The organism is bacterium, assembly GCA_019637795.1.
GTDB lineage: Bacteria > Desulfobacterota > Binatia > HRBIN30 > CADEER01 > JAHBUY01.
Window position 1 is genome coordinate 111902 of record JAHBUY010000002.1, and the last position, 22947, is coordinate 134848.

Below are 22947 nucleotides of genomic sequence, written 5' to 3' on the forward strand. Positions count from 1 at the left end.
GCGGCAACGGCTCATAACGGCTTCTCGGCAGCGCGAACGCCGCGTCCGGACGATGACTTACGCCGCGCGGCGACGAGGCGTCCGCGCCTCCGCCGCACCGTCCAACCGAGCGGCAGATGGATCTCGCCGCGCCCCTCCGGCGCCAGTGCCAGCGCCACCGCGGCGCGGATGTGACGCCGCTGCAGGCGGCGCCGCGGCACGCCGGCGCGCAGCAACCAGCGCCGCGCCAGCACGGCGCGGGCGCCGGCGCCCTGGCCGGCGAGCCAGGCGACCGGCAGACCACCGTCGCCGGCGACGGACGCCAGCTCGGCATCGGCCCAGCGCGCCACCACCGCGCGTTCGGCGCGCGCCGAGGCGGCGAGATTGGCGCACGCCTCGGCGATCGCCGGGTTGAGCTCGCCGAGCAGCGGCAGCACCCGCTGCCGCACCTGGGTGCGCAGGAAGCGCGGATCGTCGTTCGAGGCGTCGTGCCGATAGGCGAGGCCGGCCTGCTCGACCACGGCGCGGACGTCGGCGCGGCGGCACTCGAGCAGTGGCCGCACCACCCCATCGCGCCGGCGCGGCCGGATGGCGCCGAGCCCGCGCACGCCGGCGCCGCGCAGCAGGCGCATCAGCACCGTCTCCGCCTGATCGTCGACGGTGTGACCGGTGGCGATGCGCGTGCACTCGTGCGCCGCCGCCAGGCGGTGCAATGCGGCGTAGCGCAGCGCCCGGGCCCGCGCCTCGAGATTCGGCATGGCGACGGTCAGCCGGCCGCCCAGGTCGCAGCGCGCGAAGCGCACGCCCAGGGTCGCGGCGGCGGCGGCGGCCGCCGCCTCGTCGGCGTCCGCCGCGGCGCCGCGCAAGCCGTGGTGCACGTGCGCCGCCACCAGCTCGATGCCGAGCTTGCGGCGCAGCTCGCGCAGCGCCAGCAGCAGGCCGATCGAGTCCGACCCGCCCGATACCGCGACCAGCACCCGATCGCCGGGGGTCAGCAGCGCCTGTTCCCTGATCGTGCGCTGCACGGTGCCGAGCAGGATCGCCAGAGCATGTCGCACGCCACCCAGATGAACACAGATGGCCGTCGATGGACACCGCACGGCGGCCCGGCCCCGCGCCGGGCCTGATCGTCACCGCTGGCTGTCGGTGCTCACCGGCGAGCGCAGCTCGACCGTCTCGACATCGCGCGCCGCCAGCGCCAGGCGCTCCGGCCGATAAGGCATCACCACCCAGAGGACGACGTAGAGCACCAGCCCGGCGCCGCCGGCGATCAGGGTCAGCAGCACGAACGCCAGGCGCACCGGCGTGGCGGCGATGCCCAGCTCCTGCGCCAGGCCGGCGCAGACGCCGGCGATCTTCTTGCCGTCGCGCGACCGATACCACTCGCGCGACAGCGGCGAGGCGACCAGCGAGCTGCCGCAGTAGCGGCACTTGATCGCCGCCTCCTGGATCGGCTCGGCGCAGTAGGGACAGGTCTTCATCGTCGCACCTCAGGCGGCGAGCGCGTCGTCCGGCGGACGCCGCGCCAGCAGGAGGGGAATGCTCGCGTAGGAGAGGCCGACGCCGACCAGCGCGGCGAGGGCGTAGCTGGCGGCGAGGTAGATCGCCACGCCGTGCGGCAGCCAGGCATCGGCCAGCGCGTACAGCCACGCGACCAGCGCCACGTTGGCCGCCACCAGCAGCGGCAGGGGCATCAGCGCGACCCCGAGCACGCGCAGCAGGCGCGGCCAGAAGGCAGCGCGCGCCGCCAGCTCGGGGCCGGCGGCCGCCAGGGCGCGCGCCGACAGCGCCGCCGTGTCGATCGACACCCGCGCCGCCGCCAGGGCCGCGGCCAGGCGCGGGTCGAGCCGGTCGTCGCCGTCGCTCATTCCCCATCCTCGCCGCGGACCAGCGCGTTCAGCGTGGCGATCGCGTGGTGCAGGCGGCTCTTCACGGTGCCGCGCGGGATGCCGAGTATCGACGCCACGTCGTCCTCGCTCAGATCGTGCAGGTAGCGGAGCGCCACCACTTCGCGCTGCCCGTCCGGGAGGCGCGCCAGGAGGCGCGCGACGTCGATGCCGGCGTCGCCCGGCGGGGCCGCGCCGTCGCCCTCGCCGCTCGCTGCGCCCGACTCGCGCGGCTGCCGCCGTTGCCAGTCGCGGCTGAGATTGAGGGCGATCTGGAACAGCCAGGTCGAGAAGCGCCGCTCGCCGTCGAAGCGTTCGGCGGCGCGAACCACGCGCAGCCAGACCTCCTGGTAGAGGTCCTCGACGTCGCGGCCGCCGGTGCGGCGGTGGAGGAAGTGCGCCAGCGGCCGCTGCCAGCGCCGCAGCAGCTCCGCCAGCGCCTGCTCGTCGCCGCGCGCCACCTGCGCCACGAGCGCTTCGTCGGTCGGCATCGACTGCGCATATCACCCGCTCGCGGCCCGCATCAGGACTCGCGCACCGCCGGCGGCCCGGAGCCCGGGCGGCCGCTCAGCCGCGCCGCCAGGTCGAGCCCGAGGTGCAGCACCCGCTCGAGCAACGACTCCTCGCCCGGCCGGCGCGGGATCGCCAGCCAGAGCGCCGCGTAGAGCAACGGTCCGGCGAAGTGGAAGAAGGTCAGCACGACGAAACCGACGCGCACCGCCACCACCGGTACCGCGAAGGCCCGCGCCAGCGCCGCCGCAACGCCGCCCAGCCGCTTCTCGGGATGGCTGCGGTGCCAGCGGTCGCTGGCGAACGAGGTCAGCCGGCTGCGGCAATAGCGGCAGCGCGTCGCCTCGCCGCGAATCTCCTCGGCACAGAATGGACAGCGCTTCATCTCGGGCATCGACTCCTCCTCGTCTCGCCCGATGATACGCGCCGCCCTCACGGCGGGTTCAATGCCGGCGCAAAATACCCAGGATCGGTCCGTCGGGCGCTGCGCCCGTCCCGTCGCCCGGCGATCTTCTGCGTCCTCCGCGGCGATCCCCCTTTGACTCGCACCACGACCTTCGCTAATCCCAACAGGCACGCGGGCGTAGCTCAGTTGGCTAGAGCGTATGCTTGCCAAGCATAAGGTCGCCGGTTCGACCCCGGTCGCCCGCTCTCGAAAGCCCCGCAATTCCAACGAGTTGCGGGGCTTCTTCTTTCTGGGATTCCGTGTCGCCGGTGGCTGGTTGCGGATAGGTTGCGGATGGTTGCGGGGCGTCGTCGAGTTGATCGAGCTGCGCCAGCCGGCGCTTGCGCGCTTCCGCGTCGCCCTTGATGAGGTGCCCGTAGCGCTCGAGGGTGAAGCTCGCCTTGTGGTGCCCGAGCTGCTGAGAGACGTACAGCAGCTCAACGCCGTCCTGCAGGAGCTGGCTCGCGTAGCCGTGGCGGATGTCGTGAATCCGCACCTTCCGCAACTCAGCCGCAACCAAAAGCGGCTCGAACACCCGCTTGCGGAAGTTGTCGGGGTCGCCGGGGTCCTTGCCGTGGCTGAACACCCAGGCATCCAGGGCACCGGCCAGGTCGGCTTCGAGCGCCGCCTGCGCCTCGGCGTCGATGGCGACCACGCGCTCGAAGCGGTCCGCCCACAGCTCGCGCAGCACGGCCTGTAGCTGGGAGGACATGTCGACGCGCCGGGTCGCCCGCCGCCCCGCCCGGCTGCCCTTCGGGCTGACGATCTTGCCTTTCACCCAGGCGCGGTCGACGGTCAGGAAGCCGCCGGCAAAGTCGATGTCGCCCCACTTGAGCGCCAGCGCCTCGCCCAGGCGCAGGCCGGTGCGGGCGAGCAGCAAGAGGAACGGGTGGTGGTCGCGGTACGGGTACACCGTCTTGCCGTGCCGCTCGATCGCGTGCGTCTGCGCGGTGTGGAGGAGCTGCGCCGTCTCGCCGCGCGTCAGCGGGTCGATCTTCTTTGCCTCGGCGGGGAACAGCTTCTTCAGGCCGCGGGCCGGGTTGGTGGCAATGTGCTCGTCCTCGATCGCCTCCGAGAACAAGCTCGATAGGGTCGCCAGCGTCTTCTGGATGTTCCGGCCGGACTTCTCCGCGGCCTGCAGCCCGTGAGCAAACGCCTTCACGTCGGCGCGCGTGATCTCGCCCAGGCGCCGCGGGCCGAGCACCGGCAGGATGCGGAGTCGGAAGCTGATCTCGTAGTCCTCGGCGGTCGTGGCCTTCCGCCGCCTCTCGATGCGGGGCAGGAACACCTTCGTGGCGTACTCCTCGAGCGTCGGCGTCGTCGCGGCCGGCTCCGGATCTTTGGGCACGATCCCCAAGTCGACCGCGGCCAGCCGCTCCTCGGTTCGCTTCCGCAGCTTCTCGGCTTCCTTCTTCTCGATCCGCCCGAGTCGCTTCGCCGTCCGCTTGCCGTGATGGTCGACAAACAGCCACCACTCGCCCGGCCGGCGCTCGCGCAGTTTCACCGCCATCAGCCCCTCCCCTTCCGCCGCCGCGGCTTCGTCGGCTGCGCGGCCTGCTCCTGCTCGCGGTTGATCGCGAGAACATCCCGGGCAAACGTCTCCAGCGCCTGCAGCAGCGCCGCCAGCGCCGGCGCGGGAACGGCGATCGTGCGCGTGGTCGCGGTCGCCATCACTCCGCCTCCCTGGTCTTCGGCGGCTTGCAGCGCCAGCCGTGGATCTCGAGCACCGCCGCCAGCGTGTCCTGCGTGCACCGATACTCGGCATCGGCGATGAGCAACTGTGCCCACGTCATGGCGAGGTCGTGCGCGACCTCGTCGCGGCGGTCCAGCAGCTTCGCCCACTTCTTTTTCCCATTGCGTCCTCCGTTGGCCCTTGGCCGGTTGTGTTTCGTGTGCGTGCGTGATACATCACGCGCACATGAGTAGCAAGCGCCCATTGGAGGAGTGCCGCCGACGTGATACCCGAGTGGTATTGGTCGGGGGTGTGGGGATGGCGAAGGGAAGCAAGGTTCCTGCGTCGGACGCGGCGATCTCAATTCGCCTTCCAACGGAGATAGTCCGGCGGGCTGATGCGCTGGTTGCGCCGCTGGCACACGAAGCCGCGGCACAGGGTATCACGCGCGTTGGCCGCTCCGTCGTCATCAAGCGGGCACTGCTTGAGGGTCTCGCGGTGCTCGAGGCGCGGTACAAGTCCCGCTGACCGCGTACACCGTCACCGCCCCCAGCTCCGCCCCGCAGAGCGCGCAGCCCGCGTCGAGGTCGCCCGCCAGCGGCGCCCCCGGCCGGCTGTAGCGATAGCGGCAGCGCGAGCACGCCACGGTGAACCAGCGCCGGTCCGGCTCGCGTAACGGTGTGACGTGTGGCGTAACGGGTAACATCGTCACAGCTCCCGCACGTCCGGCACCCGCTGCCGATCCCGCCAGCGGTGCAGCAGGCGACGGCAGTTGGGTGGCACGCGGAAGCCGGTCAGCGTCTCCATCTCGACGGCGCCCGGCCAGTCGCGCGTTTTGACCTGCACGAGAACCACGTCGGTCGACCCGATGCCGATCAAGTCCCACGCGCCGAGCGAGCCCGCGGCCCGCGTGACCGCATAGCCCGCCGCCTCGAGCAGCACGCGGCTGCGGTGCTCGTTGCGCGTGCCTTTTCGTTTCGCGTTGGGGAGCGCCATCAGAAGCCCGTCAGCCGGGCCAGGCCGCGGAAGCCCTCCCGGCGCCCGCCCGCCAGATAGGTCGCCATCGCGACTGCATTGGCCCGGTCGTCGTGGGCGCCCGGCCGATGGTCGACACGGTCCTTGCCGCCGAAGCCGCGTTTGCGCTCCAGGCCGCGCAGCTCGCGCAGCAACACCGGATCATGCGGCACCGTGACGGTGCCGGAGAGCACGCGCGGTAGAAACTCGAGGTACAGCGCCGAGCGGTCCAACTCGCTCGGGATCAGCGACGCGCCAGCCCGCTCCGCGGCGCGCTGCGGGAATTGCGCGCCGTAGCGGTCGGCCGTGATGCGCTGGCACCCGTAGCGGCGGGCGAAGTCGACCAACTCGCCCATGACCGTCTCGGGATTGTGCGGCGCGGGCCAGGCGCGCACCGCCGCCACCACGACCCGATCACCGTCACGGTACGCCACCGCCGCCGCGGTCGCGTCGCGCTGCCCGCCCGACACGTCGGCACCGCAGACGTAGGTTACGCCGTCTCGCGGCGGCTGCTCCCGCCAGTCGGCCACGCAGCCGTCGAGCGCCTCGGGATCGAGCAGCGTCGCGAGACCCGCCCGGAACTCGCCCAGCACCTCCGACCGGTAGGCGTCGGGGTCGTCGTCCCGCATCCGCTCAAGGTAGTCGGCTGGCAAGCCGTCGTGCATCGTCGTCGCCGACGCCTGCCAGACGAGCGTCGCCGAGTCCTCGCGGCCGAAGTGCCGGCGGTGCAGCTCCCAGAGCGCGCCCGCCTGCCCATACGGCGACGACAGCACCAGCAACCGCCCGCCCGTGGTCGCGAGCGCCGGCGTCAGCGCCCGCAGCATCTCGACGTCCACGGGGTTGCCGTCGCTGGCGCGGTAGAACGCCAGCTCATCGGCCACGGCAACTAACGCCCGGATGCCGCGCACCGCCGCCGGCCGGCAGGGATAGACGCCGATCGTCACGCCGTTGGCCAGCGTCAGCGCGTCCGCGGTGCGCCCGGTCACCATGCGCGCCAGCATCGGCACGCGCTCGAATGCCTGGCAGATGTAGCGGAAGGCGGCGCGCATCGAGCCGCGCATGTCCTGCGCGACCAGCACCGCGTAGGTGCCGTCCGCGCTGCCGTCCGCCGGCGCGGTGGCGGCGGTGTAGATCACGACGTCGCCGGCCGTCTGTGTCTTGCCGGATTGGCGGCCGGTGATGACCGCACCCGCCGGATAGCCGCCGGCCCGCGGCTGCTCGCGGCCCGTGCAGGCGCGGAAGAGCGCCAGCCCGTTGTCGTCGAGCGGCAGGCCGTAGAGTGCCCGCAACCATGCATCCCACGCGCGCTGCGTCGCTGGGCGCCGCATGTGCGGCAGGCGCCCAAGTAGCTGCGGGTCGTGGCGGAAGTCGATGATGTCCACCGGGACGCGGCCCCGTCACATGCCGCGCGCCGGCATGAACCCATGGCGCGGCCGCCCGGTGCCGGCCGCACCGGCGAGGATGTCGCGCGCCTGGTCCTTGCTCAGCTCGCCCGCCTCGACGCGGCGGGCGACGTCCGCGCACAGGTCCTCGGCCACGCCGTCGTCGGCGGTGCCGGCGAGAATGGCGTCGAGCGTCTGGCGGGCCGCGCGCTCCACGCGCAGCAACTCGTCGTGCTCGACGCGCCAGCGCGTCAGGTCCCCAGCATCGGCGGCGGACGCCGAGCGGATGCGGTCCGCCAGCGCCGTACGGCGCGCCGCCGCCCGCCTGAGCGGCTCAGCGGCCGAGTCCGCAGCCGCGGCGTGTGCCCGATCGCGGAGCTGCCGCGCCTGGTCGGGCGCGGCGGCGGCGAGCGCATCCATCAGGCGGCGGTGCCGGTCACGCAAGGTGGTGATGATGTCGGTCATGATGAATCTCCAGCTCCTCCTGTCGGTGGTGTGAACCGGGCACCGCCGGACGCGCGCCGGGAGGAGTCGGACGCGACGCCGGCGGGCCGGCCTGCCGGGGGTCGGCAAGGGTCAGTGCATCGCCTCCCGAGCATCGAGGCGCGACATCACGCAGTTCGATTATCTTGGTGGTCGGTCAAGGCGTCGCCCACGGCCGCCAGCCGTCGACGCAAGTGCCACCGCTCGGCGTCCACGGCGTCGAGGTCCCAGAGCGGCCAGGCGAGGCGCTCGGCGTGCGTCATCGGCGGTCCTCGCCGTAGGCGTGCCGCCCGCAGGCGCAGCGCCAGTCCGCCAGCAGCCGGCCCAGCTGCCGCTCACTGGCGGCGCGCAGCACCTCGCGCGTGTGGCCCGGGCCGAGCTGGCCGCAGGAGGCGCCGGCGATCGGCAGCGCCACGCCACACTCCGGGCGCCACACGCGCAGCGGCGGGCCATCGTACGGGCTAGCAGGGCGCGGATGCGATGGGTCAGTCATCGAGGTCTCCCTCGAGCAGCCCGGCGGCGATCAGCTGGTCGCGCAGGCTGCCGTGCTGCGTCGCCACCGGCTGGCGATCGCGCTGCTGCTGCTCGCGGCGGCGGCGCACCTCGGCACTGATCGCGCTGCCGAGCGCCTGCGCGGCCCGGCGCTCGCGGTCGGATGCCCAGCGGCGGCCGGCGCGGCTCATCGGTCGGCCCTCGGGTGCGCGAAATCGGCCGGGCAAGGGGTAGACCCCACCCCGGCCGAAATCTGTGGACAAGACGTAGGAACGGCGGGCATTTTTCGGCGGCGCGTGGCGCGGCTGGTGCGCGTGTACGCCAACTCGCGGGCATACCAGTCGAGCACGCACCGGAACGGGATCACCACCGCGCCGTGGCGGTCGTGGCGATCGAGCACGCGGGCGAAGAACTCGCCGGGCTGGTCGATCCGGCCGCGGAACTGCCGCGTCAGGAAATCGAGCGACCAGCCGTAGCGCCGGGCGGCGCGGGCGAAGTCGCGGCACGTCACCGCCACGGGCACCGGCAGGCGCGGGCGAGCATGGCAGGCACGGGCCGGTAGGCCGGCATGGCACAGGCACTCGAGGATGTCGTCGGTCATGCGGGATCGTCTCCTGTGGTGTCGGCGGACACCTCGGCGTCGACCGCGGCCGCCTCGGCCGGCGGCGCAGCCTCGGCCGGCGCGGCAGCGGGCGCGGCGCGATCGCGCAGGTAGGCGTCGAGGTCCGGCACGTCGACGGTCCGGTCTGGGCGCAGGCCGAGCGCCTGCAGCATCCGAGACAGCGACTGGACGTGGGTCACGTACCCGCGGCGCAGGATGGGCAGCAGCTCGCCGGCGTTGTCGACCAGGCGGTCGGCGTGGCCGAACACGTGTCCCTCAATCGTCGAGCAAATCAGCGCCGCCGCGGCGCAGCGGTCGATCAGCAGCCGCTCTCGCGCCGTCAGGCGGTCCAGCCCGCCGGCATCGGCGGCGAGGTCCTGTCGGAGGTCGGCCAGCGCCCGGGCAATCCAGGTGCGGCGGTCGAGGCTCCCGGCGGCGATGTGGCGGGCGAGCGAGCGGGCACCGCTCTTGAGCGGGGCGCCGGCGCGGCGGGGGCCGACGTCCTGCCGGCGGTGCCGCGAGCGTCCGCCGTCTCGGCCGCGACGTGGTGACTGCGCGGTGACCGGCCCATCATCGCCGGCGTAAGTAGGCGTCGTCATGCGGCTTTTTCCGCTCGATCCCCGATGCCATGCTCGGCACACTCGGAATCGAGCGCGGCGGTCAGCTCGGCGAGGCTGAATCGCCGGTAGCGACCGAACATCCGGTGCGGCAGCCGGCCGAGACGGCTCAGCTCGTTGATCGTCGAGACTGACAAGCTGAATCGCCGCGCCACCTCAGCGGCGGTCACCCACTCGCCGACCGGCGAGCTGCTGGGCGCCGCCGGCGGTGCGGTCAGCCGGGCGTGCAGACGCGCCTGCGTCGCCGCGCACGCGCCGATGGCGTCCGCCAGCTCGGCTCGCGGCAAGTCGCGCTCGGCCTGCTCGAGGGCGCGGCGCAGCTCCTCGAGGGTCATCGTCCCTCCTCGCCGACGATGCGCGAAGCATCAGCGGCCCCAGGGGCGCCGGTCGCGGGCCGGTCATCCGCCACCCGATCCCGCACCGCGAGCAACTCACCCACGGTCACTCGCCCACACCACGCGCGCCAGCTCGGCTCGCCCGCGATGGTCTCGCCGGCCACCTCGAGCGCGGGCCAGCCACGGCGGGCGAGCCAGAAGAGCGCGGAGGAGAGGTCAGACCAGCGCGGGCGGTCGGAGGGAGCGAGCGGGCGCGGCGCCAGGAACGCGACTCGCGACGGCGTCCGGCGCGCCTCAGAATCGACGAAATCAGCCTGTGGATAACTTGCGGCGTGATCCGCGGGTGCGGATCGCTCTGATCCGCGCTGTGATCCGCAATCGTGATCCGCAGGACCACGAGAAAACGTAGCATCGACAAGGGCCAGCAGCTCGGCTGATCCGCGCGTGATCCGCTGATCCGATCCGGCGGAGCCTCCGTGATCCGCTGATCCACCCTCTATAGGGTGGATCGCGGATCGCTGGATCGCGGATCGGTCAGTCATCGTCACCTCCCGGGAGGTGTCCGGCAGCCTGGGCGAGGCGTCGATGGCGGGCGACGGTAGCGACGCCGACACTCAGCTCGGTGGCGATCTGGCGGTGGGTCATGCCGTCGCGGATCATCGCGGCGACGCGCTCGGTGAGGCAGTCATCGAGTGACCGCGATGCCCAGACGAGCCCGCCGCGGCCGTCGTCGGCGAGCGATACCTCGATCGTGCGGGCGTCGTCGCCGTGGACGCCGCGGCCCTTCTCGAGCGCCAGCTCGACCCGGGCGCCCTGCTCAGCGCGATAGTCGCGCGGGCGGCGGAGCGCGAGCACGGTATCGAGCACGTCCTCTCGGCGGCTGGTGCCGCGCTGCTGGCCGCCTTTGCCCGCGTGGTGAATCAACAGGACCGTGCGCCCAGCCCGGCGCTGTGCGAGCACCCAGCGCTGGAGCGGGAGCCACTCGTCGGCCTCACTCTCGGCGGCGCTGGTGAGCGTCGAGATGCTGTCGACGATGATCGTGTCGACGCCGTCGAGGTGCGGCGCGATGGCGCGCTGGCCCTCGGGGCGGGCGAGGTCGGGTAGCGGGCCGGGCTGCAGATCCGGCGTGATGATCCGCAGCATGTCCGGCTCGGGCGCGATCCGCGCGCCGCGGATGAGCTGGCGCAGGCGGTCGCGCATGGTGACGGCCGGCATCTCGCCGTCGACGTACAGCACGCGGCGCGGCTGCGGCGCCGACCAGCGCAGCAGTGCGGCGCCGGTGGCGATCGCCAGCGCGATCGACAACGTGAAGTACGTCTTGCCAGCGCCGCGGGGGCCATAGAGCATGGCGAGTCCCTGGGTCGGGAGCACCGGCGCCAGCACCATCTCGCGGGGCGCGAGGTCGAGGGTCAGTAGCTCGGCGACGGTGACGACGCGCAGCCCCGGCGTCGCGGCATCCTCGCCCTGGCGCAGCCCGAGCCACTCGCGCAGCCGCGCCACCACCGCCTCGCCGTCGGCGAGCAGCTCGGCGAGCCGCGGCCCGCCCGTGGCGGGGTCGCCCGCGGCGATGGCGGCGGCCGTGTCGCGCACGGCGCGCACTCGGTCGGCCACCTCCGGATCGCCGGCGACGCGCGCCAGCACGCCGATGATCTGCTCGGCATCCTGGGCCGCCATGCCGCCGCGCAGCAGTGTGCCGGCCAGCGCCAGGGCCACATCGTGGCGGGCACCGTCCGGCCAGCGGCGGGCGAGCATGGCGACGGCGGCGCACTGCCGCACGGCACGCTGGAGGGCGGCCACGGCGACGTGCGCTGGCTCGCCGGCGGCGTGCCACGTGATGGCCTCGCCGGTCGGGTGCGTCGACGGCGGCACGACGGTCTGACCGCCGCTCGACCGCAGCTCGATCAGCGTCACCGCACGGCCCTGCGCGTCGCGGGCGGTGGGGTCGCGCAGCCGCTCCGTCTGCGCCGGCGGCGCGTCGACCACGTACCAGGCGTGCGACTCAGGCGATGACGCGCGGCCGTGGCGCATGTCGGTCGCGGGACCGAGCAGCGGCCACGCGGCCCGCGCATACGCGTCGTCGAAGTCGACATCGCAGAGCCCGCCAGACGGCGCGCCGCAAAGGATGCCGATGCCGCCGGCGCTGCCCACCTCGCGCTCGAGGTCGGCGCCCTGCAGGCGCAGGCGCTGCCAGCCGCGCAGGGTCGGCGCCTTCGCCGCGCGCCCGAGCGGCACGACCGACCAGCCACGCGCCACGTACTCGCGGGCCGCGGCGAGGATGGCGCTCGGCGCCTCGGCGCGGGCGGTGGCGGCGGTCACGCGGCGGCCCCCTGCCGGGCGGCCAGCCAGGCGCGCACGTCAGCCAGCCGGTAGCGCACACATCGCGCCGTCAGGTGCACGGCCGGCGGTGCGATGCCGCGTCGCTGCCACGCGTCGAGGGTGCGCGGCGCGATGCCGAGTGTCAGGCACAGCTCGGCGCGCGAGATGAGACGGTCAGCGTCGGGGTCGGTATGCGTCACGGTGCGTGCACGGTAGCGCGCACGCCGGCAGCGTCACGGGACCTATATCCGTGGCGCTAGGTCCCGCTGCTCCGACCGTCGGCGCTCGGCGGGACGCGCACGTACATCGCGCCCTTCTGCGCCATCGCGCGCAGGATGCTCCGGACCGCGGCGTAGCTGCGTCCCGTCGCCGCCGCCACCGCTGAGCAGGCCACGTACCGCTCGCGGCCCGTCAGCGCGTCCGTGGCGACGCCGCGGCGGTGTGCCATCGTCTGGCACTCCACCTCATAGGGGATGACCACCGCCGCCATGTGCTGCTCGTCGGCGTCGGTCCATCGCGGCCCGCGCGCTCTACGGACTGCCGGCAGCTCCTTCTTGCGGTCGCGATCCTTGGCGCGTCGCGCCTCGGTTTCGCGCCTCCAGGCGGCGCGGACCGCCGCGATGCGCTCGTCTGCGTCCGCGCGCTCCAGGCCGATGACCACGTCCACCGCGTGCTCGAGCTGCTCGACGCGCGCCCGGAGCTGCGCGTTCTCCGCGCGCAGCCGCGCCAGCTCAGTGCGCGGCGGGCGCGTGGCCTTGCGGGCCGCACCGACCTGCGCCTCGATCACCTCGCGGGGCGCCAGCTCGATCCGCCGCCGTGCCATACCCACTCCCGTCGTGGCCCCCGATCTGTGAGACACCGCCGCCGGCAGGCGCTCGGGATGCGCCGTTCGGTCGGCCGGACCTAGCCGGCGGCGGTATGTGCGCGGCCTAGACTGGCGACGGCTCGACCCGCGCGTCAAGACTCGGCATGGCGGTCACCACCGCAGTCACCATTCCGCCCCGCCCTCGCCGTTCGGAGCCGACGAGCCGCGGCGAAAAATGCCCGCACTTCCGTTCGACGCGGGTCGGTTCGGTATGGCAGACCGTCACATAGCCCATGGACAAGCTCGGGATTCTGGACCGGGACGCCAGCGACGTCGGTTCGTGAGCACGTCCACCCGCCGCCGCCTGCCGCGGTGTGGCTCGCGCGCGATGGCCGCGGCGGGCCGCGGATGCCGATGCACGGCCTGACCGGCTCCCTCGTCGCACCGTGACCCCCTTCTGGGTGCTGTTCTCGCAGAACAACTGGAACGACGGCGGCAACTCGACCGAGCAGTACGGGCGCGCCCTCGCGGCCGCGGGCGCCGTGTTCGTCCACGGCGCGAACCGGCGCACCCGCCACCGGTTGCTCGACCTGGAGATCATCCCGCGCGACGAGGAGAGCGTGCGCGCCGCCCTCGCGCAGCCGCGCGACGGGCGGCCGCGCATCGCCATGTTCTGCCTCCCGGACACCGCGAGCCTGCGCTATCTGGAGATGGCGCGCGCCATGGGGATACGGACCGTGTACCGCTGCGTCGACGATTGGCAACGCTTCCCAGGCGATGCCTGGTACGACGCCCAGACCGAGCGGCGAATGGTCGCGCTCGCCGATGTCGCGGTGGCCTCGTCGCGCAGGATGGCGGAAGATCTCGGGGTGCCCTATCTCCCCAACGCGTGTCAGCGCCTGGCGCCCGCCCCGCGGCCGCAGCGGCCCGGCGAGCCGCGCGTCGTCGGGTTCTGCGGCCTCGCCGACCTGGAGCGCTTCGACGGCGAGCTCGTCCGCGAGCTCGCGCGCCGCTTCCCGCGCGTCCGCTTCGAGATCGTCGGCGCGACGGAGGACGCCGCGGACGGCAACCTGACCCGGCGCCGGCAGACCACCTGGGAGGCCGCCTGGCAACTCATGCAAGGCTTCGACGTGGGCCTGGTGCCGTACCGCGGCGCGCACCTCGCCGGCATGCAGCCGGTGAAGAGCTGGGAATATCTGGGGCTCGGAATCCCGCAGATGTGCCGGCGCGGACTGGACCTCCCCGAGCACGCGTCGGTGCACCGTTACGACGACGCCGACGACTGCGCCGCGGCGCTCGAACCGTTGCTGCGCGGCGTCGATCCGGCCGAGCGCGCCGACGCGCGCGCGTTCGCCGCCCGCAACACGTGGCACGACCGCATCCGGCAGCTCCAAGCCTGGCTCGGGATGGACTCGTGATGCGCGCCCCCGCGGCGAGCATCGTGGTGCCGCTCCTGCGCCAGGACGATGCCTGGCTGGCGCAGGCCCTGGACTCCGCGCTGCGGCAGACCGTCCCGGCCGAGGTGGTGGTGGTGACCGCGCCGACCACGCCGGCCTCGAACCGCGCGGTGCTCGACGCCTTCGCCCGCGAGCATCCGCACCTCGTCGTGCGACAGCAGCGGCGCGCCGGCTTCCCGGCCGCGATCAACGACGGCATCGGCACGGCGCGCGCGCCGCGCATCGGGCTCCTGCTCAGCGACGATTGGCTCGAGCCGACCGCCGTCGAGGAGACGCTCCGCATCGACGCGGACATCGTGTCGGCGGGGATCAGCACGCGCGCGGCGGATGGCGTGACGCGGCTCGACCGACCGGGCGACGTCGTCACCATGGACGGCTTCCTCGCCCGGCCGACGCTCGAGCGCCGCGCCGCGTACCTGCAGCACTTCTTCCTCTTCTCGCGCGCCAGCCTCGTCGCCGTCGGCGGCCTCGACGAGACGCTCGGCGATGCGCCGGGGATCGACGACTACGACCTCGTCTGGACCCTGCTCGAGCGCGGCGCCACGGTCGGCATCGTCGGCCGCAGCCTCTACAACTATCGCGACCACGAGCGCGAGCGCCTCACGTTGCGCGACCCCGCGCAACAGGTGCGCACCCTCGAGCGCATCCTCGACAAGCACGGCGTCGGCGGCGACGAGCGGCAGGAGCTGATCGCCCGGCATGCGCGCTGGTTCGGCCGCCCCATCCATGCGGTGCGCGGAGCGGGGACGCCCCCGTGAGGCGATCCCCGGACGCCGACGCGTTCGCCGTCCTCGGCCTGCGGCGGCGGGAATGCTTCGCGCACGAGGTCGCGCGCATCGACAAGCCGTATGCCGACACCTACCTGCAGCTCGAGCGGCGCGGGCTGTCCCGCGAGGAGGCGCTGTCCGGTCGCTGCCGCCAGCTCAACCTGTACGCGCGCGACCTCGACGGCCTGCCGCCCGACCTGTTCACCGATCGCGCCGTGAACTGGCATCAGCAGCAGCTCGGGCGCGCCGGCCTGATCGCGGTGGCGGGCCTGTTTCAGCGCCAGGGGGCGCTCTTCGTCACCCTCCTGCAGTCGGATGTGTGCCAGCAGTTGTCGAAGCACGCGGCGCTCAGGGCGGCGTGCAGATCGCGGGTCGACAACCGGTTCGGCCGCTGGCCGGCGCTGCTGTTCAACGCCGTGCTCGACTACGCCCGAGACCAGGGCATCGCCAGCGTCCATTCGCCGACCGCGGCGCAGATCCGGGTCGGCATGCGCACCGCCGTCGACCCCGCGCTCTTCGCGCGCATCTATGACTCGGTCGCGGCGCGGTATGCCTGTCGGCGCGTGACCGTCGGCCCGGCGGAGTACTGGGAGGTCTCGGTCGCCGAGAACGCCGCCCGCATCGTCCCGCTGCTGCCGACGGCGCGCCCCGACGGCGACGCGCCCGAGGAGGCGTCGCCGCGCGGCGCGCGACCGACGATCGCCCTCTTCCACGACATCGAGGAGGACGTCGACACCGACGTGCCGAAGGCGGCGTGCGGCGCCGCCCTGGCGCAGGCGCTCGCGCTCCAGCAGCGGCGCGGCATCCGCGTCACCTACAGCATCCTGGGAACCCTCTTCCGCGCCAAGGAGCCGCTGATCGCCGGCCGGGGCCATGGGCTCGCCTTCCACTCCCACGACCACCGCATCGAGGTTCTCGACCAGCTCCCGCGCGTCCGCCGCGTCGACCTGCAGGTGCGCGGCTACCGTCCGCCACGCTCGATCCTGACCGCGGAGCTCACCGACCACGCACTCGCATACTGGAACTTCGAGTGGCTCCTGTGCGGGTCGCGCCACCTCGGATTCGAGGCGCCTCGACTCGTCGGCGGCCTGGTGAAGATCCCGGTGCACCTCGACGACTACCCCCTCCACACGGGCGACCTCGACCGCGCCGCCTGGCTGTCCCGCTTGCGCGGCCTGCTGGCGCGCCAGGCGTTCGTCGGCGTCGGCCTCCACGACTGCTACGCCCGCCACTGGCTCGACTGGTACGGCGACCTCCTCGACGAGCTGGCGACGACCGGCGATCTCCGCACCTGCGACGAGATCGCGGACGCGATGTTCCTGGCCTCGAGCGCAACCCTGGAGCGCGTCGCGCCATGATCGCCGCCCACCGCGCGCCGGCGCGCCCGCGCGTCGTCATCGCCAACGTCACGAATCCGGTGGAGGGGAGCCTCGACTATGATGCGCTCTGGGCCGACCACGAGCTGCCTCCGCCGCCAGCGCGGCGGCATGGCCTCTTCGATCAACCGGTCGGCTGGGGCTTCCACATCTACGCGCTCGGCGTGCTCATGCTGGACCGCGGATTGGCGCGCCACGTCGAGTTCTGGGACTACGCGCGCCAGCGGTCGACCGAATACCACGGCAACGGCGTGCTCAAGGTGCGTTTCTCCAACGCGGCGGACGTCGCCGCGTACCTCCGCCGCTATGGCCCACCCGACCTGTTCGTGAACTACGGGCGCACTGGCCGTCCGCTGCTCGACCTGCTCGCCGGGCAGTGCTTCCGCGTCCACGTGCCCTGCACCCGCGCCGCCAGCGAGCGCGACGGGAACTCGGGCGCGGAGTGCTACCTGGTCGACGACGAGGCCTACCTCGACGACCGTTCGCTGCTCTACGTGCCGGTCGTCAACACGCACCGCATCTCTCCCGGCGCGGATCCGAAGGTCCGCGACTTCATCTATCTGGCCAGCGTCTACGAGGGGAAGCGCCACGACCTGCTCCTCCGCGCGGTGGAAGGAACGGAGCTCACGGGGCATCTCCACCCGGTGGAGCCCGGCCAGCTCGACGTGCGCAATCCCAACATCACCACGTCCGCGTTCGGCGCGCGCAGCGTCGTCGAGCTGCTCCGCTCGTCCCGCATCGCCGTGTACGCGGGCGATCGCACGTCGAACCCCGCGGCGATGTGGGAGTGCGTGGCGGCGGGCCTGCCGATCGTCGTCAACGCGGCGATCCGCGGCGGCAAGCACCTGGTCGTACCGGGCGTCACCGGCGAGCTGGCGACCGAGGACGAGCTCCTCGCCACCATGCGCCGCGTCCTGGCCGCGCGGGATTCCTATGCGCCGCGCCGCCACTTCGAGGCGGCCTGGGACACGGTCGCGACGCTCGAGCGCTATCTCGCGTTCTTCCGCCGCATGGGGCTGCGGTTGCCGCCATGTTCCTGATCGGCGGGCCGGCCTACAGCGGCACGACGCTGCTGACGCTCCTCCTCGACCAGGATCCGGTCGTCTGCCTCGACGAGCCCGATTTCCACAACCCCGAGCAGAGCCATCGCGGCATCCCCGTGCTCGCGGCGCGCTTCCCCGGCGTCCCGTTCCCCGAGCGGCCGCCGGGAGCGCTGAGCTGCGCGCAGGCCGTCGACCTGATGGCGCGGTGCGAGCGCGCCATCGAGCCGCGGATCTTCGGCATGAAGACCTGCAATCGCACCTTCCTCGAATACGCCGAGGTCTACCGCGCCCGGGGGCTGCGGATCGTCGCCATCGTGCGCGACATCCGCGACGCGCTCGTCCGCCCGCTGCCGCCGTGGATCGACGAGGCCCGGATGAACGTCGCCTACCGCGCCATCTGGGCGGAGCGCGAGCGCTTCGACCTGTGGATCCGCTACGAAGACCTCGTCGCGTCGCCCGCCGAGGTGATGCCGCGGGTGACCCGCGCGCTCGGCCTCGAGCTGCCGGTGCGCGAGCGCTGGGACGCGACCGCCGTTCCGCGCCAGATGCTGAAGGCCGAGCGGCACGAGCTGCTGAGGAGCGGCAGCATCTCGCGCCATCGCGTCGGCCTGTGGCGCGCCGCCGGCGTCCCGCTGTCCGAGGAGACCATGCGCACCGCCGTGCTCATGGGCTATCCGGCGGCGTGACGATGCAGCGCGCGGCGCCGGGCCGGGCCGCTGCGAGCCGGCTTGCCGGCTGGCGTCGCGCCATGACATCTGCAGCCGTGCCCACTCCTCCAGGCAGCCGTGCTGCACGGAATCGCCGCCGCGCAGGCCACCGATGACGTCGCTGCGCATCCTCTACGACGTCCCGGGATGGGCCTACCACAACGAGGCGGTGGCGCTGCAGAAGTACGCGCCGCCGGATTTCGAGGTGTCGATCGCGCCGCTCGAGCCCGCGACCGTGGCCGGCGCGGAAGCGGCGCTCGGCGACGGGCCGCCCGCCGACATCGTGTTGCTGCTGCGCGAGTTCGCCACCGCCGAGGTGGCGGACGCGCTCCGCCGCCGCCGCTGGCCGAGCAAGCTCGTGGTCGGCTGGAGCTGCGGGTTCCCGCGCCGGCTCGGCGAGTTCTACGCCCTGCGTCACCGCGCCGACGGGTGGATCTTCAACAACCGCGAGTGCTGGCTCGGCAGCGGCCAATGGCCGCGCACCGTCGAGATCGCCAACGGCGTCGATCTCGACGTCTTCTCGGTGACGCGCCCCCCGGCGACGCGGCGGCCGAAGGTGCTGTGGGTGGGCTCGCAGCTCTACCGACGCCTGAAGGGACACGACGATCTGATGCTGCCCCTGCGCGAGCGCCTGCGTGGGCGCGGCATCGACTGCGAGCTGCTGCTGGTCGATTCCCGCGGTCCGCACAAGCGCACGCCGCGGCAGATGGCGGAATGGTACAACGCGGGAACCGTGCTGGTGTGCGCCAGCGAGTCGGAGGGCACGCCGAATCCAGCGCTCGAAGCCGCCGCCTGCGGCTGCACCGTGGTCTCGACTCGCGTCGGCAACATGCCCGAGCTGATCCGCGACGACGTGAACGGGTATCTGGTCGAGCGCGACCTGGAATCCCTGGCGGCGGGCGTGGAGCGCGCGCTCGCCCACTACCCGCGCCTCGCCGAGGCGATGCAGCAGGACATCCGGGCGTGGCACTGGGCCGATCGCAGCCGGGAGCACTTCGCCTTCCTTCGCGGCGTGCTCGCGTCGCGGCCCGCCGCGCCGGCGGCGCGGCCCGATCTGTCGCGCGCCCTCACCGTGTTCGTGACCACGGTCGGCGCTCCGACCATCGACACCTGCCTCGCGCATCTCGCCGAGCAGGACTGCACCTTTCCGCTGCGGGTGCTCGACCGCGTGGCGCCGATGGACGCCGCGTTCCAGCGCATGCTCGACGAGTGCCGCACGCCCTATTACGTGCAGGTCGACGAGGACATGCTCCTGCATCCGCACGCGGTGCGGACGCTGCACGACGCCATGGCGGCGTCCCCGCCGGCGGTCGCGGTCATCGCGCGCACGCTCTACGACGTGCACCTCGAGCGCTGCATCTTCGGCGTCAAGATCTTCCGCCACGAGGTCGTCCGGCGCTATCCGTTCCGCGCCATCGAGGCGTTCGAGATCGATCAGGTGCAACGCTTCGAGGCCGACGGCTACCGCCTCGTCAAGTCGCCCTGCGGGCAGCGGCCGCTCGCCGGACACACGCTCGGCATGCACGGCACCCGCTGGACGCCGGAATCGATCTACGAGCGCTACGCCAATCTGCAGCGCCGCCTGCGCGTCCATCCCGACCGCATGCAGTGGTTCGCCGAGTACGGACCGATCTTCCTGCGGCGGTTTCTCGACGATCCGAGCGACCTGAACGCGCTCGCCCTGCTCGGCCTGATGGCGGGCCATCTGGCGGCGCCGACCGGCCCGGCCAAGGACTATCGCACCCGTGAGGCGGTGCTCGGCGTCGGCCACCTGCGCGCCTGGCTCGAGTCCCTGCGCCACCACGCCGCCGCGCCACCGCGGGGGCTCGAGCCCGACGCGCCGGTCGCGCAACCGGCCACCGGCGATGCGCCTTCGCCGGCCGACGGCGTCGTGAGGGACCGCCGCAGGGCCTGAGCCGGCCCGCTTCGGACCGCGACCCGGTCCCTCGGCCGGCGATCGAACGATCGGCGCTGCGGCGTGCTGCGCGATCGGCGGCAGGACCCGCGCCGGCTTCGCGGCTGGCGGTGCGGTCTTGCCCTCGCGTCTCCAACCAGACAACTAGCGCCCTGGATGTGCGGAATCGCGGGCGTGTTCCATGTCGACGGCGGCGCCGAAGCGTCGTCCGATCTCGTCGAGCGGATGGCCGGCCGGCTGCGCCATCGCGGTCCCGACGCGGCGGGCGTTCACGTCCGCGGCCCGGTGGGCCTGGCGGTGCGCCGCCTGGCCATCGTCGACCCGGCCGGCGGCGCCCAGCCCATGGTCAACGACGATGCCAGCGTGGCGGTGGCGTTCAACGGCGAGATCTACAACTTCCGCGAGCTGCGCGCCGTCCTGCGCACCCACGGCCATCGCTTCGCGACCGATTGCGACACGGAAGTGGTCCTGCGCGCCTACGAGCACTACGGGCCCGAGTGCGTCCAGCACTTCCGCGGCATGTTCGCCTTCGCCATCTGGGACGCGCCGCGCCGGCATCTGTTCCTGGCCCGCGACCGCTTCGGCATCAAGCCGCTGTACTATGCGTGGGACGGGCGCACGTTCCACTTCGGCTCGGAGATCAAGGCGCTCCTCGCCGCCGGCGTGCGGCGCGCGATCGACGCGACGGCGCTCGACGACTTCTTCACCTTCACCTACATCCCGGCGCCGCGGACGATCTTCACCGCGGTGCGCAAGCTGTCGCCCGGTCGCACCCTGTCCGTCTCGGCGAACGGCGTGGTCGAGCGCGAGTACTGGGACCTCGTGTTCGAGCCGCGGGAGATCGACGCGGCGACCTGCGCCACCCGGCTCGGCGAGGCGCTGCGCGCCACCGTCGCGCTCCACCTCGACGGCGCCGCGACCGGCATGTTCCTCTCCGGCGGCATCGATTCCAGCGCCCTGACCGCGGTGGCGGCCGAGCTCGCCGCGGGCCCCGTCGACACCTTCTCGATCGGCTTCGCGGAGTCCGCGTTCGACGAGCGGCCGTTCGCGCGCGCGGTGGCCCAGCGCTGGCAGACCCGCGCCCACGAGTCGCTCGTGCGGCACGAGGCGGTGCAGGTCGTCGACCGGCTCGCCGAGCACTTCGACGAGCCCTTCGCCGATTCCTCGATGGTGCCGACCTATCACCTCTGTCAGTTGGCGCGGGCGCACCTCCGGGTGTGCTGCGCCGGCGACGGCGGCGACGAGGTGTTCGCCGGCTATCCGCGATTCGCGGCGTTCCAGGAGCGGGCCGCGGTCGATCCCGCCGGCGCGGAGGACGCGTACCTGGCGGCACGCACCTGGCTGTCACCGGAGATGAAAGCGCGGCTCTACGGGAACTGGTTGCGCCGCGAGCTACGCGGATACGACCCGCTGGCCCAGGTGCGGGCGCACTTCGCGCACGCGCGACAGTGGGATCCGCTCTCGCGCATCCAGTACGTCGAGAGCAAGACGTACCTGCCCGGCGACCTCCTCACGAAGGTGGACCGCGCCAGCATGGCGCACGGCCTCGAGGTGCGCGTGCCGCTGCTCGATCACCGCCTGGTCGAGCACGCGGCCCGCATCCCGTCGGCGCTCAAGCTCCGTGACGGCGTCAGCAAGGCGGTGCTGAAGCAGGCGCTCGGCGATCGGCTCCCAGCGCAGGTCGTCGAGCGGCCGAAGAGAGGCTTCTCCATGCCGCTGGCGGCGTGGATGCGCGGCCCCCTGCGCCCGTGGGTCGAACAGCGGCTCTTCCATCGCCAGACGCGTCTCGGCGAGTGGGTCGACCTCGCCGTGGTGCGCGAGTGGTGGCAGGACCATCAGCGCGGCCGCAATCTCAATCGGTTCCTGTGGTCGCTGATCGTGCTCGACGCCTGGGCGGCGCGCTACGGCGACGCCGCGGGCGACCCGGAGCGCCCGTCGTGAAGATCCTGGCCGTCTGCACGCTGCCCCCGCATCGCGGCGGCAGCGCCGTCTCGTCGGCGCTGCTGCTGCGCGGCTTCGCGGCCGCCGGACATGCCGTGCGCGTCCTGGCGCCGATCGCCGACGACGCCGCGGGTGGCGCGGACGCCTTCGCGGCGGCGCATCCCGAGATCGCCGTCACCCGCTTCCCCGTTCCCTTCGATGACGTGGCGCCGAACCTGCCCACGGCGGACCGCTACCGAAGCGTCGAACGCGAGAGCATCCGCGCGCGGCTTCCCGAGCTGATCGCCGCCGACAGACCGGATCTCGTGTTCATGGGCCGGGAGACGTTCGCCTGGGACGTGCCGGAGATCGCCCGCGCGCACGGGATCCCCGCCGTGCTGCGCACCGCGGGCGCGATGACCATCGGGATGCTCCACGGCACACTGCCCGCAGCCGACATCCACCATCTCTTCTCGCAGTACCGCAAGGCCGCCCTGATCATCTGTCCGGCCCGGCATCTCGCGGCACGGCTGGCGCCGTTCGACGTCGGCACCGTGCGCGTGATCTGGAACGCGGTCGACGCCGACCGCTTCGCGCCGCGGGTGAGGGATCCGCGGCTGGCGCGCACGCTGCGGCTGCGCGCGGACCACGTCGTGGTCGCCCACGTCTCGAATCTCAAATCGCTCAAGCGGCCGCTCGACGTCATCGACGCCGCCGCGCTGGCGCTGCGCCGCGATCCGCGCCTCGTCTTCGTGATCGTCGGGCAGGGACCGGTCGGCGCCGCCATGCGGGCGGCGTGCGACGAGAAGGGCATCGCCGAGCGCGTCCGCTTCGTCGGCTGGGTCGACCACGACCGCGTGGCGGACTTCCTCAACCTCTCCGACATCGTCGTCATGCCGGCCGAGGACGAGACCCAGGCGCGCGTCTACCTGGAGACCCAGTCCTGCGGCCGGGTGCTGCTGGCGAGCGACATCGCCGCGGCGCGCGAGGTGGTCACCGACGGCGAGACCGGCGTGCTCTTCCGCAAGGGCGATCCGGCCGACCTCGCGGCCCGGCTGCTGCATCTCGCCGACCGCCCCGCCCTGCGCGCGGCCATTGGTCGGCAGGCGCGCGCGCGCGTCACGGCGCACGCCCTGCCGACGATCGTCGCCGAGTACCTCGACGCCTTCGCCGGCGTCGTGTCAGCGGCGTCGCCGTCCCTGCCGCCGCAACCGTAGGCGAGCAC

The 22947-nt window shown here is 73.1% G+C and carries 26 protein-coding genes, 1 tRNA gene and 1 pseudogene; 11 read left to right on the forward strand and 17 right to left on the reverse strand.

Annotated features, from left to right (window positions below; genetic code table 11):
* Positions 1-11: 11 nt before the first annotated feature.
* From tilS to KF840_05870, 5 genes are all read right to left on the reverse strand, one after another.
* The gene (gene tilS / locus KF840_05850) at positions 12-1037 is read right to left on the reverse strand and encodes a tRNA lysidine(34) synthetase TilS (GenBank protein MBX3024418.1); all 1026 of its coding nucleotides are present in this window, start codon (positions 1035-1037) and stop codon (positions 12-14) included.
* 72 nt (positions 1038-1109) lie between these two features.
* Complete coding sequence (locus KF840_05855) at positions 1110-1460, reverse strand: PspC domain-containing protein (protein MBX3024419.1); 351 nt, start codon at positions 1458-1460, stop codon at positions 1110-1112.
* Between the two features lie 9 nt (positions 1461-1469).
* The gene (locus tag KF840_05860; protein ID MBX3024420.1) at positions 1470-1847 is read right to left on the reverse strand and encodes a hypothetical protein; all 378 of its coding nucleotides are present in this window, start codon (positions 1845-1847) and stop codon (positions 1470-1472) included.
* A complete protein-coding gene (locus tag KF840_05865; GenBank protein MBX3024421.1) occupies positions 1844-2356 on the reverse strand; it encodes a sigma-70 family RNA polymerase sigma factor in 513 nt (170 codons plus the stop codon). The genes KF840_05860 and KF840_05865 overlap by 4 nt, the downstream gene beginning before the upstream one ends.
* 32 nt (positions 2357-2388) lie before the next feature.
* Positions 2389-2769 carry a PspC domain-containing protein gene (locus KF840_05870; GenBank protein ID MBX3024422.1) on the reverse strand — a complete coding sequence of 127 codons (381 nt, stop codon included), beginning with the start codon at positions 2767-2769 and terminating at the stop codon, positions 2389-2391.
* A gap of 183 nt (positions 2770-2952) precedes the next feature.
* On the opposite strand from KF840_05870, the gene KF840_05875 reads away from it, so the two are divergent.
* The 3 genes from KF840_05875 (at position 2953) to KF840_05885 (ending at position 3910) form a co-directional block, all read left to right on the forward strand.
* Positions 2953-3026 (forward strand) — tRNA-Gly (locus KF840_05875).
* Positions 3027-3052: 26 nt separating this feature from the next.
* Positions 3053-3520, forward strand: coding sequence for a hypothetical protein (locus tag KF840_05880; GenBank protein MBX3024423.1), 468 nt, complete (start codon positions 3053-3055; stop codon positions 3518-3520).
* A gap of 192 nt (positions 3521-3712) precedes the next feature.
* A complete protein-coding gene (locus KF840_05885; protein ID MBX3024424.1) occupies positions 3713-3910 on the forward strand; it encodes a hypothetical protein in 198 nt (65 codons plus the stop codon).
* Between the two features lie 48 nt (positions 3911-3958).
* Here the strand turns inward: KF840_05885 and KF840_05890 are convergent.
* From KF840_05890 to KF840_05945, 12 genes and pseudogenes are all read right to left on the reverse strand, one after another.
* A pseudogene (locus KF840_05890) lies at positions 3959-4585 on the reverse strand (hypothetical protein).
* A gap of 615 nt (positions 4586-5200) precedes the next feature.
* Positions 5201-5488 carry a hypothetical protein gene (locus KF840_05895; protein MBX3024425.1) on the reverse strand — a complete coding sequence of 96 codons (288 nt, stop codon included), beginning with the start codon at positions 5486-5488 and terminating at the stop codon, positions 5201-5203.
* A complete protein-coding gene (locus KF840_05900; protein MBX3024426.1) occupies positions 5488-6795 on the reverse strand; it encodes a hypothetical protein in 1308 nt (435 codons plus the stop codon). The genes KF840_05895 and KF840_05900 overlap by 1 nt, the downstream gene beginning before the upstream one ends.
* Positions 6796-6903: 108 nt before the next feature.
* On the reverse strand, positions 6904-7353 hold the full coding sequence (locus KF840_05905) for a hypothetical protein (protein ID MBX3024427.1): 450 nt from the start codon (positions 7351-7353) through the stop codon (positions 6904-6906).
* Positions 7354-7630: 277 nt separating this feature from the next.
* Positions 7631-7864, reverse strand: coding sequence for a hypothetical protein (locus KF840_05910; protein ID MBX3024428.1), 234 nt, complete (start codon positions 7862-7864; stop codon positions 7631-7633).
* Positions 7857-8054, reverse strand: a complete 198-nt coding sequence (locus KF840_05915) for a hypothetical protein (protein ID MBX3024429.1) — start codon at positions 8052-8054, stop codon at positions 7857-7859. Before KF840_05915 ends, KF840_05910 begins: the two co-directional genes overlap by 8 nt.
* Positions 8051-8464, reverse strand: a complete 414-nt coding sequence (locus KF840_05920; GenBank protein MBX3024430.1) for a hypothetical protein — start codon at positions 8462-8464, stop codon at positions 8051-8053. Before KF840_05920 ends, KF840_05915 begins: the two co-directional genes overlap by 4 nt.
* Entirely contained in the window at positions 8461-9063 is a 603-nt protein-coding gene (locus KF840_05925; protein MBX3024431.1) for a hypothetical protein, read from the reverse strand. The genes KF840_05920 and KF840_05925 overlap by 4 nt, the downstream gene beginning before the upstream one ends.
* The gene (locus tag KF840_05930; protein MBX3024432.1) at positions 9060-9416 is read right to left on the reverse strand and encodes a helix-turn-helix domain-containing protein; all 357 of its coding nucleotides are present in this window, start codon (positions 9414-9416) and stop codon (positions 9060-9062) included. The genes KF840_05925 and KF840_05930 overlap by 4 nt, the downstream gene beginning before the upstream one ends.
* A 534-nt stretch (positions 9417-9950) precedes the next feature.
* Complete coding sequence (locus tag KF840_05935; GenBank protein ID MBX3024433.1) at positions 9951-11732, reverse strand: AAA family ATPase; 1782 nt, start codon at positions 11730-11732, stop codon at positions 9951-9953.
* Positions 11729-11899, reverse strand: coding sequence for an AlpA family phage regulatory protein (locus KF840_05940; GenBank protein MBX3024434.1), 171 nt, complete (start codon positions 11897-11899; stop codon positions 11729-11731). Before KF840_05940 ends, KF840_05935 begins: the two co-directional genes overlap by 4 nt.
* Positions 11900-11988: 89 nt before the next feature.
* A complete protein-coding gene (locus KF840_05945; protein ID MBX3024435.1) occupies positions 11989-12519 on the reverse strand; it encodes a hypothetical protein in 531 nt (176 codons plus the stop codon).
* Positions 12520-12983: 464 nt separating this feature from the next.
* On the opposite strand from KF840_05945, the gene KF840_05950 reads away from it, so the two are divergent.
* From KF840_05950 to KF840_05985, 8 genes are all read left to right on the forward strand, one after another.
* A complete protein-coding gene (locus KF840_05950) occupies positions 12984-13955 on the forward strand; it encodes a hypothetical protein (protein MBX3024436.1) in 972 nt (323 codons plus the stop codon).
* The gene (locus KF840_05955) at positions 13955-14752 is read left to right on the forward strand and encodes a glycosyltransferase (protein ID MBX3024437.1); all 798 of its coding nucleotides are present in this window, start codon (positions 13955-13957) and stop codon (positions 14750-14752) included. The genes KF840_05950 and KF840_05955 overlap by 1 nt, the downstream gene beginning before the upstream one ends.
* Positions 14749-16119: a hypothetical protein gene (locus tag KF840_05960; protein ID MBX3024438.1), complete on the forward strand. Its 1371-nt coding sequence runs from the start codon at positions 14749-14751 to the stop codon at positions 16117-16119. The genes KF840_05955 and KF840_05960 overlap by 4 nt, the downstream gene beginning before the upstream one ends.
* On the forward strand, positions 16116-17177 hold the full coding sequence (locus tag KF840_05965) for a glycosyltransferase (GenBank protein MBX3024439.1): 1062 nt from the start codon (positions 16116-16118) through the stop codon (positions 17175-17177). Before KF840_05960 ends, KF840_05965 begins: the two co-directional genes overlap by 4 nt.
* Positions 17168-17866, forward strand: a complete 699-nt coding sequence (locus KF840_05970; GenBank protein MBX3024440.1) for a hypothetical protein — start codon at positions 17168-17170, stop codon at positions 17864-17866. The genes KF840_05965 and KF840_05970 overlap by 10 nt, the downstream gene beginning before the upstream one ends.
* Positions 17867-17999: 133 nt before the next feature.
* Positions 18000-19802 carry a glycosyltransferase family 4 protein gene (locus tag KF840_05975; GenBank protein MBX3024441.1) on the forward strand — a complete coding sequence of 601 codons (1803 nt, stop codon included), beginning with the start codon at positions 18000-18002 and terminating at the stop codon, positions 19800-19802.
* A gap of 174 nt (positions 19803-19976) precedes the next feature.
* Positions 19977-21743: an asparagine synthase (glutamine-hydrolyzing) gene (gene asnB, locus KF840_05980; GenBank protein ID MBX3024442.1), complete on the forward strand. Its 1767-nt coding sequence runs from the start codon at positions 19977-19979 to the stop codon at positions 21741-21743.
* Complete coding sequence (locus KF840_05985; protein ID MBX3024443.1) at positions 21740-22939, forward strand: glycosyltransferase family 4 protein; 1200 nt, start codon at positions 21740-21742, stop codon at positions 22937-22939. Before asnB ends, KF840_05985 begins: the two co-directional genes overlap by 4 nt.
* Positions 22940-22947 lie beyond the last annotated feature (8 nt).

Coding starts and splice junctions, on each gene's coding strand:
- KF840_05855 (MBX3024419.1), bottom strand. CDS start 1,460: ATGAAGACCTGTCCCTACTGCGCCGAGCCGATCCAGGAGGCGGCGATC.
- KF840_05860 (MBX3024420.1), bottom strand. CDS start 1,847: ATGAGCGACGGCGACGACCGGCTCGACCCGCGCCTGGCCGCGGCCCTG.
- KF840_05865 (MBX3024421.1), bottom strand. CDS start 2,356: ATGCCGACCGACGAAGCGCTCGTGGCGCAGGTGGCGCGCGGCGACGAG.
- KF840_05870 (MBX3024422.1), bottom strand. CDS start 2,769: ATGCCCGAGATGAAGCGCTGTCCATTCTGTGCCGAGGAGATTCGCGGC.
- KF840_05895 (MBX3024425.1), bottom strand. CDS start 5,488: ATGGCGCTCCCCAACGCGAAACGAAAAGGCACGCGCAACGAGCACCGC.
- KF840_05905 (MBX3024427.1), bottom strand. CDS start 7,353: ATGACCGACATCATCACCACCTTGCGTGACCGGCACCGCCGCCTGATG.
- KF840_05910 (MBX3024428.1), bottom strand. CDS start 7,864: ATGACTGACCCATCGCATCCGCGCCCTGCTAGCCCGTACGATGGCCCG.
- KF840_05915 (MBX3024429.1), bottom strand. CDS start 8,054: ATGAGCCGCGCCGGCCGCCGCTGGGCATCCGACCGCGAGCGCCGGGCC.
- KF840_05920 (MBX3024430.1), bottom strand. CDS start 8,464: ATGACCGACGACATCCTCGAGTGCCTGTGCCATGCCGGCCTACCGGCC.
- KF840_05925 (MBX3024431.1), bottom strand. CDS start 9,063: ATGACGACGCCTACTTACGCCGGCGATGATGGGCCGGTCACCGCGCAG.
- KF840_05930 (MBX3024432.1), bottom strand. CDS start 9,416: ATGACCCTCGAGGAGCTGCGCCGCGCCCTCGAGCAGGCCGAGCGCGAC.
- KF840_05955 (MBX3024437.1), top strand. CDS start 13,955: ATGCGCGCCCCCGCGGCGAGCATCGTGGTGCCGCTCCTGCGCCAGGAC.
- KF840_05965 (MBX3024439.1), top strand. CDS start 16,116: ATGATCGCCGCCCACCGCGCGCCGGCGCGCCCGCGCGTCGTCATCGCC.
- KF840_05970 (MBX3024440.1), top strand. CDS start 17,168: ATGTTCCTGATCGGCGGGCCGGCCTACAGCGGCACGACGCTGCTGACG.
- KF840_05975 (MBX3024441.1), top strand. CDS start 18,000: ATGACGTCGCTGCGCATCCTCTACGACGTCCCGGGATGGGCCTACCAC.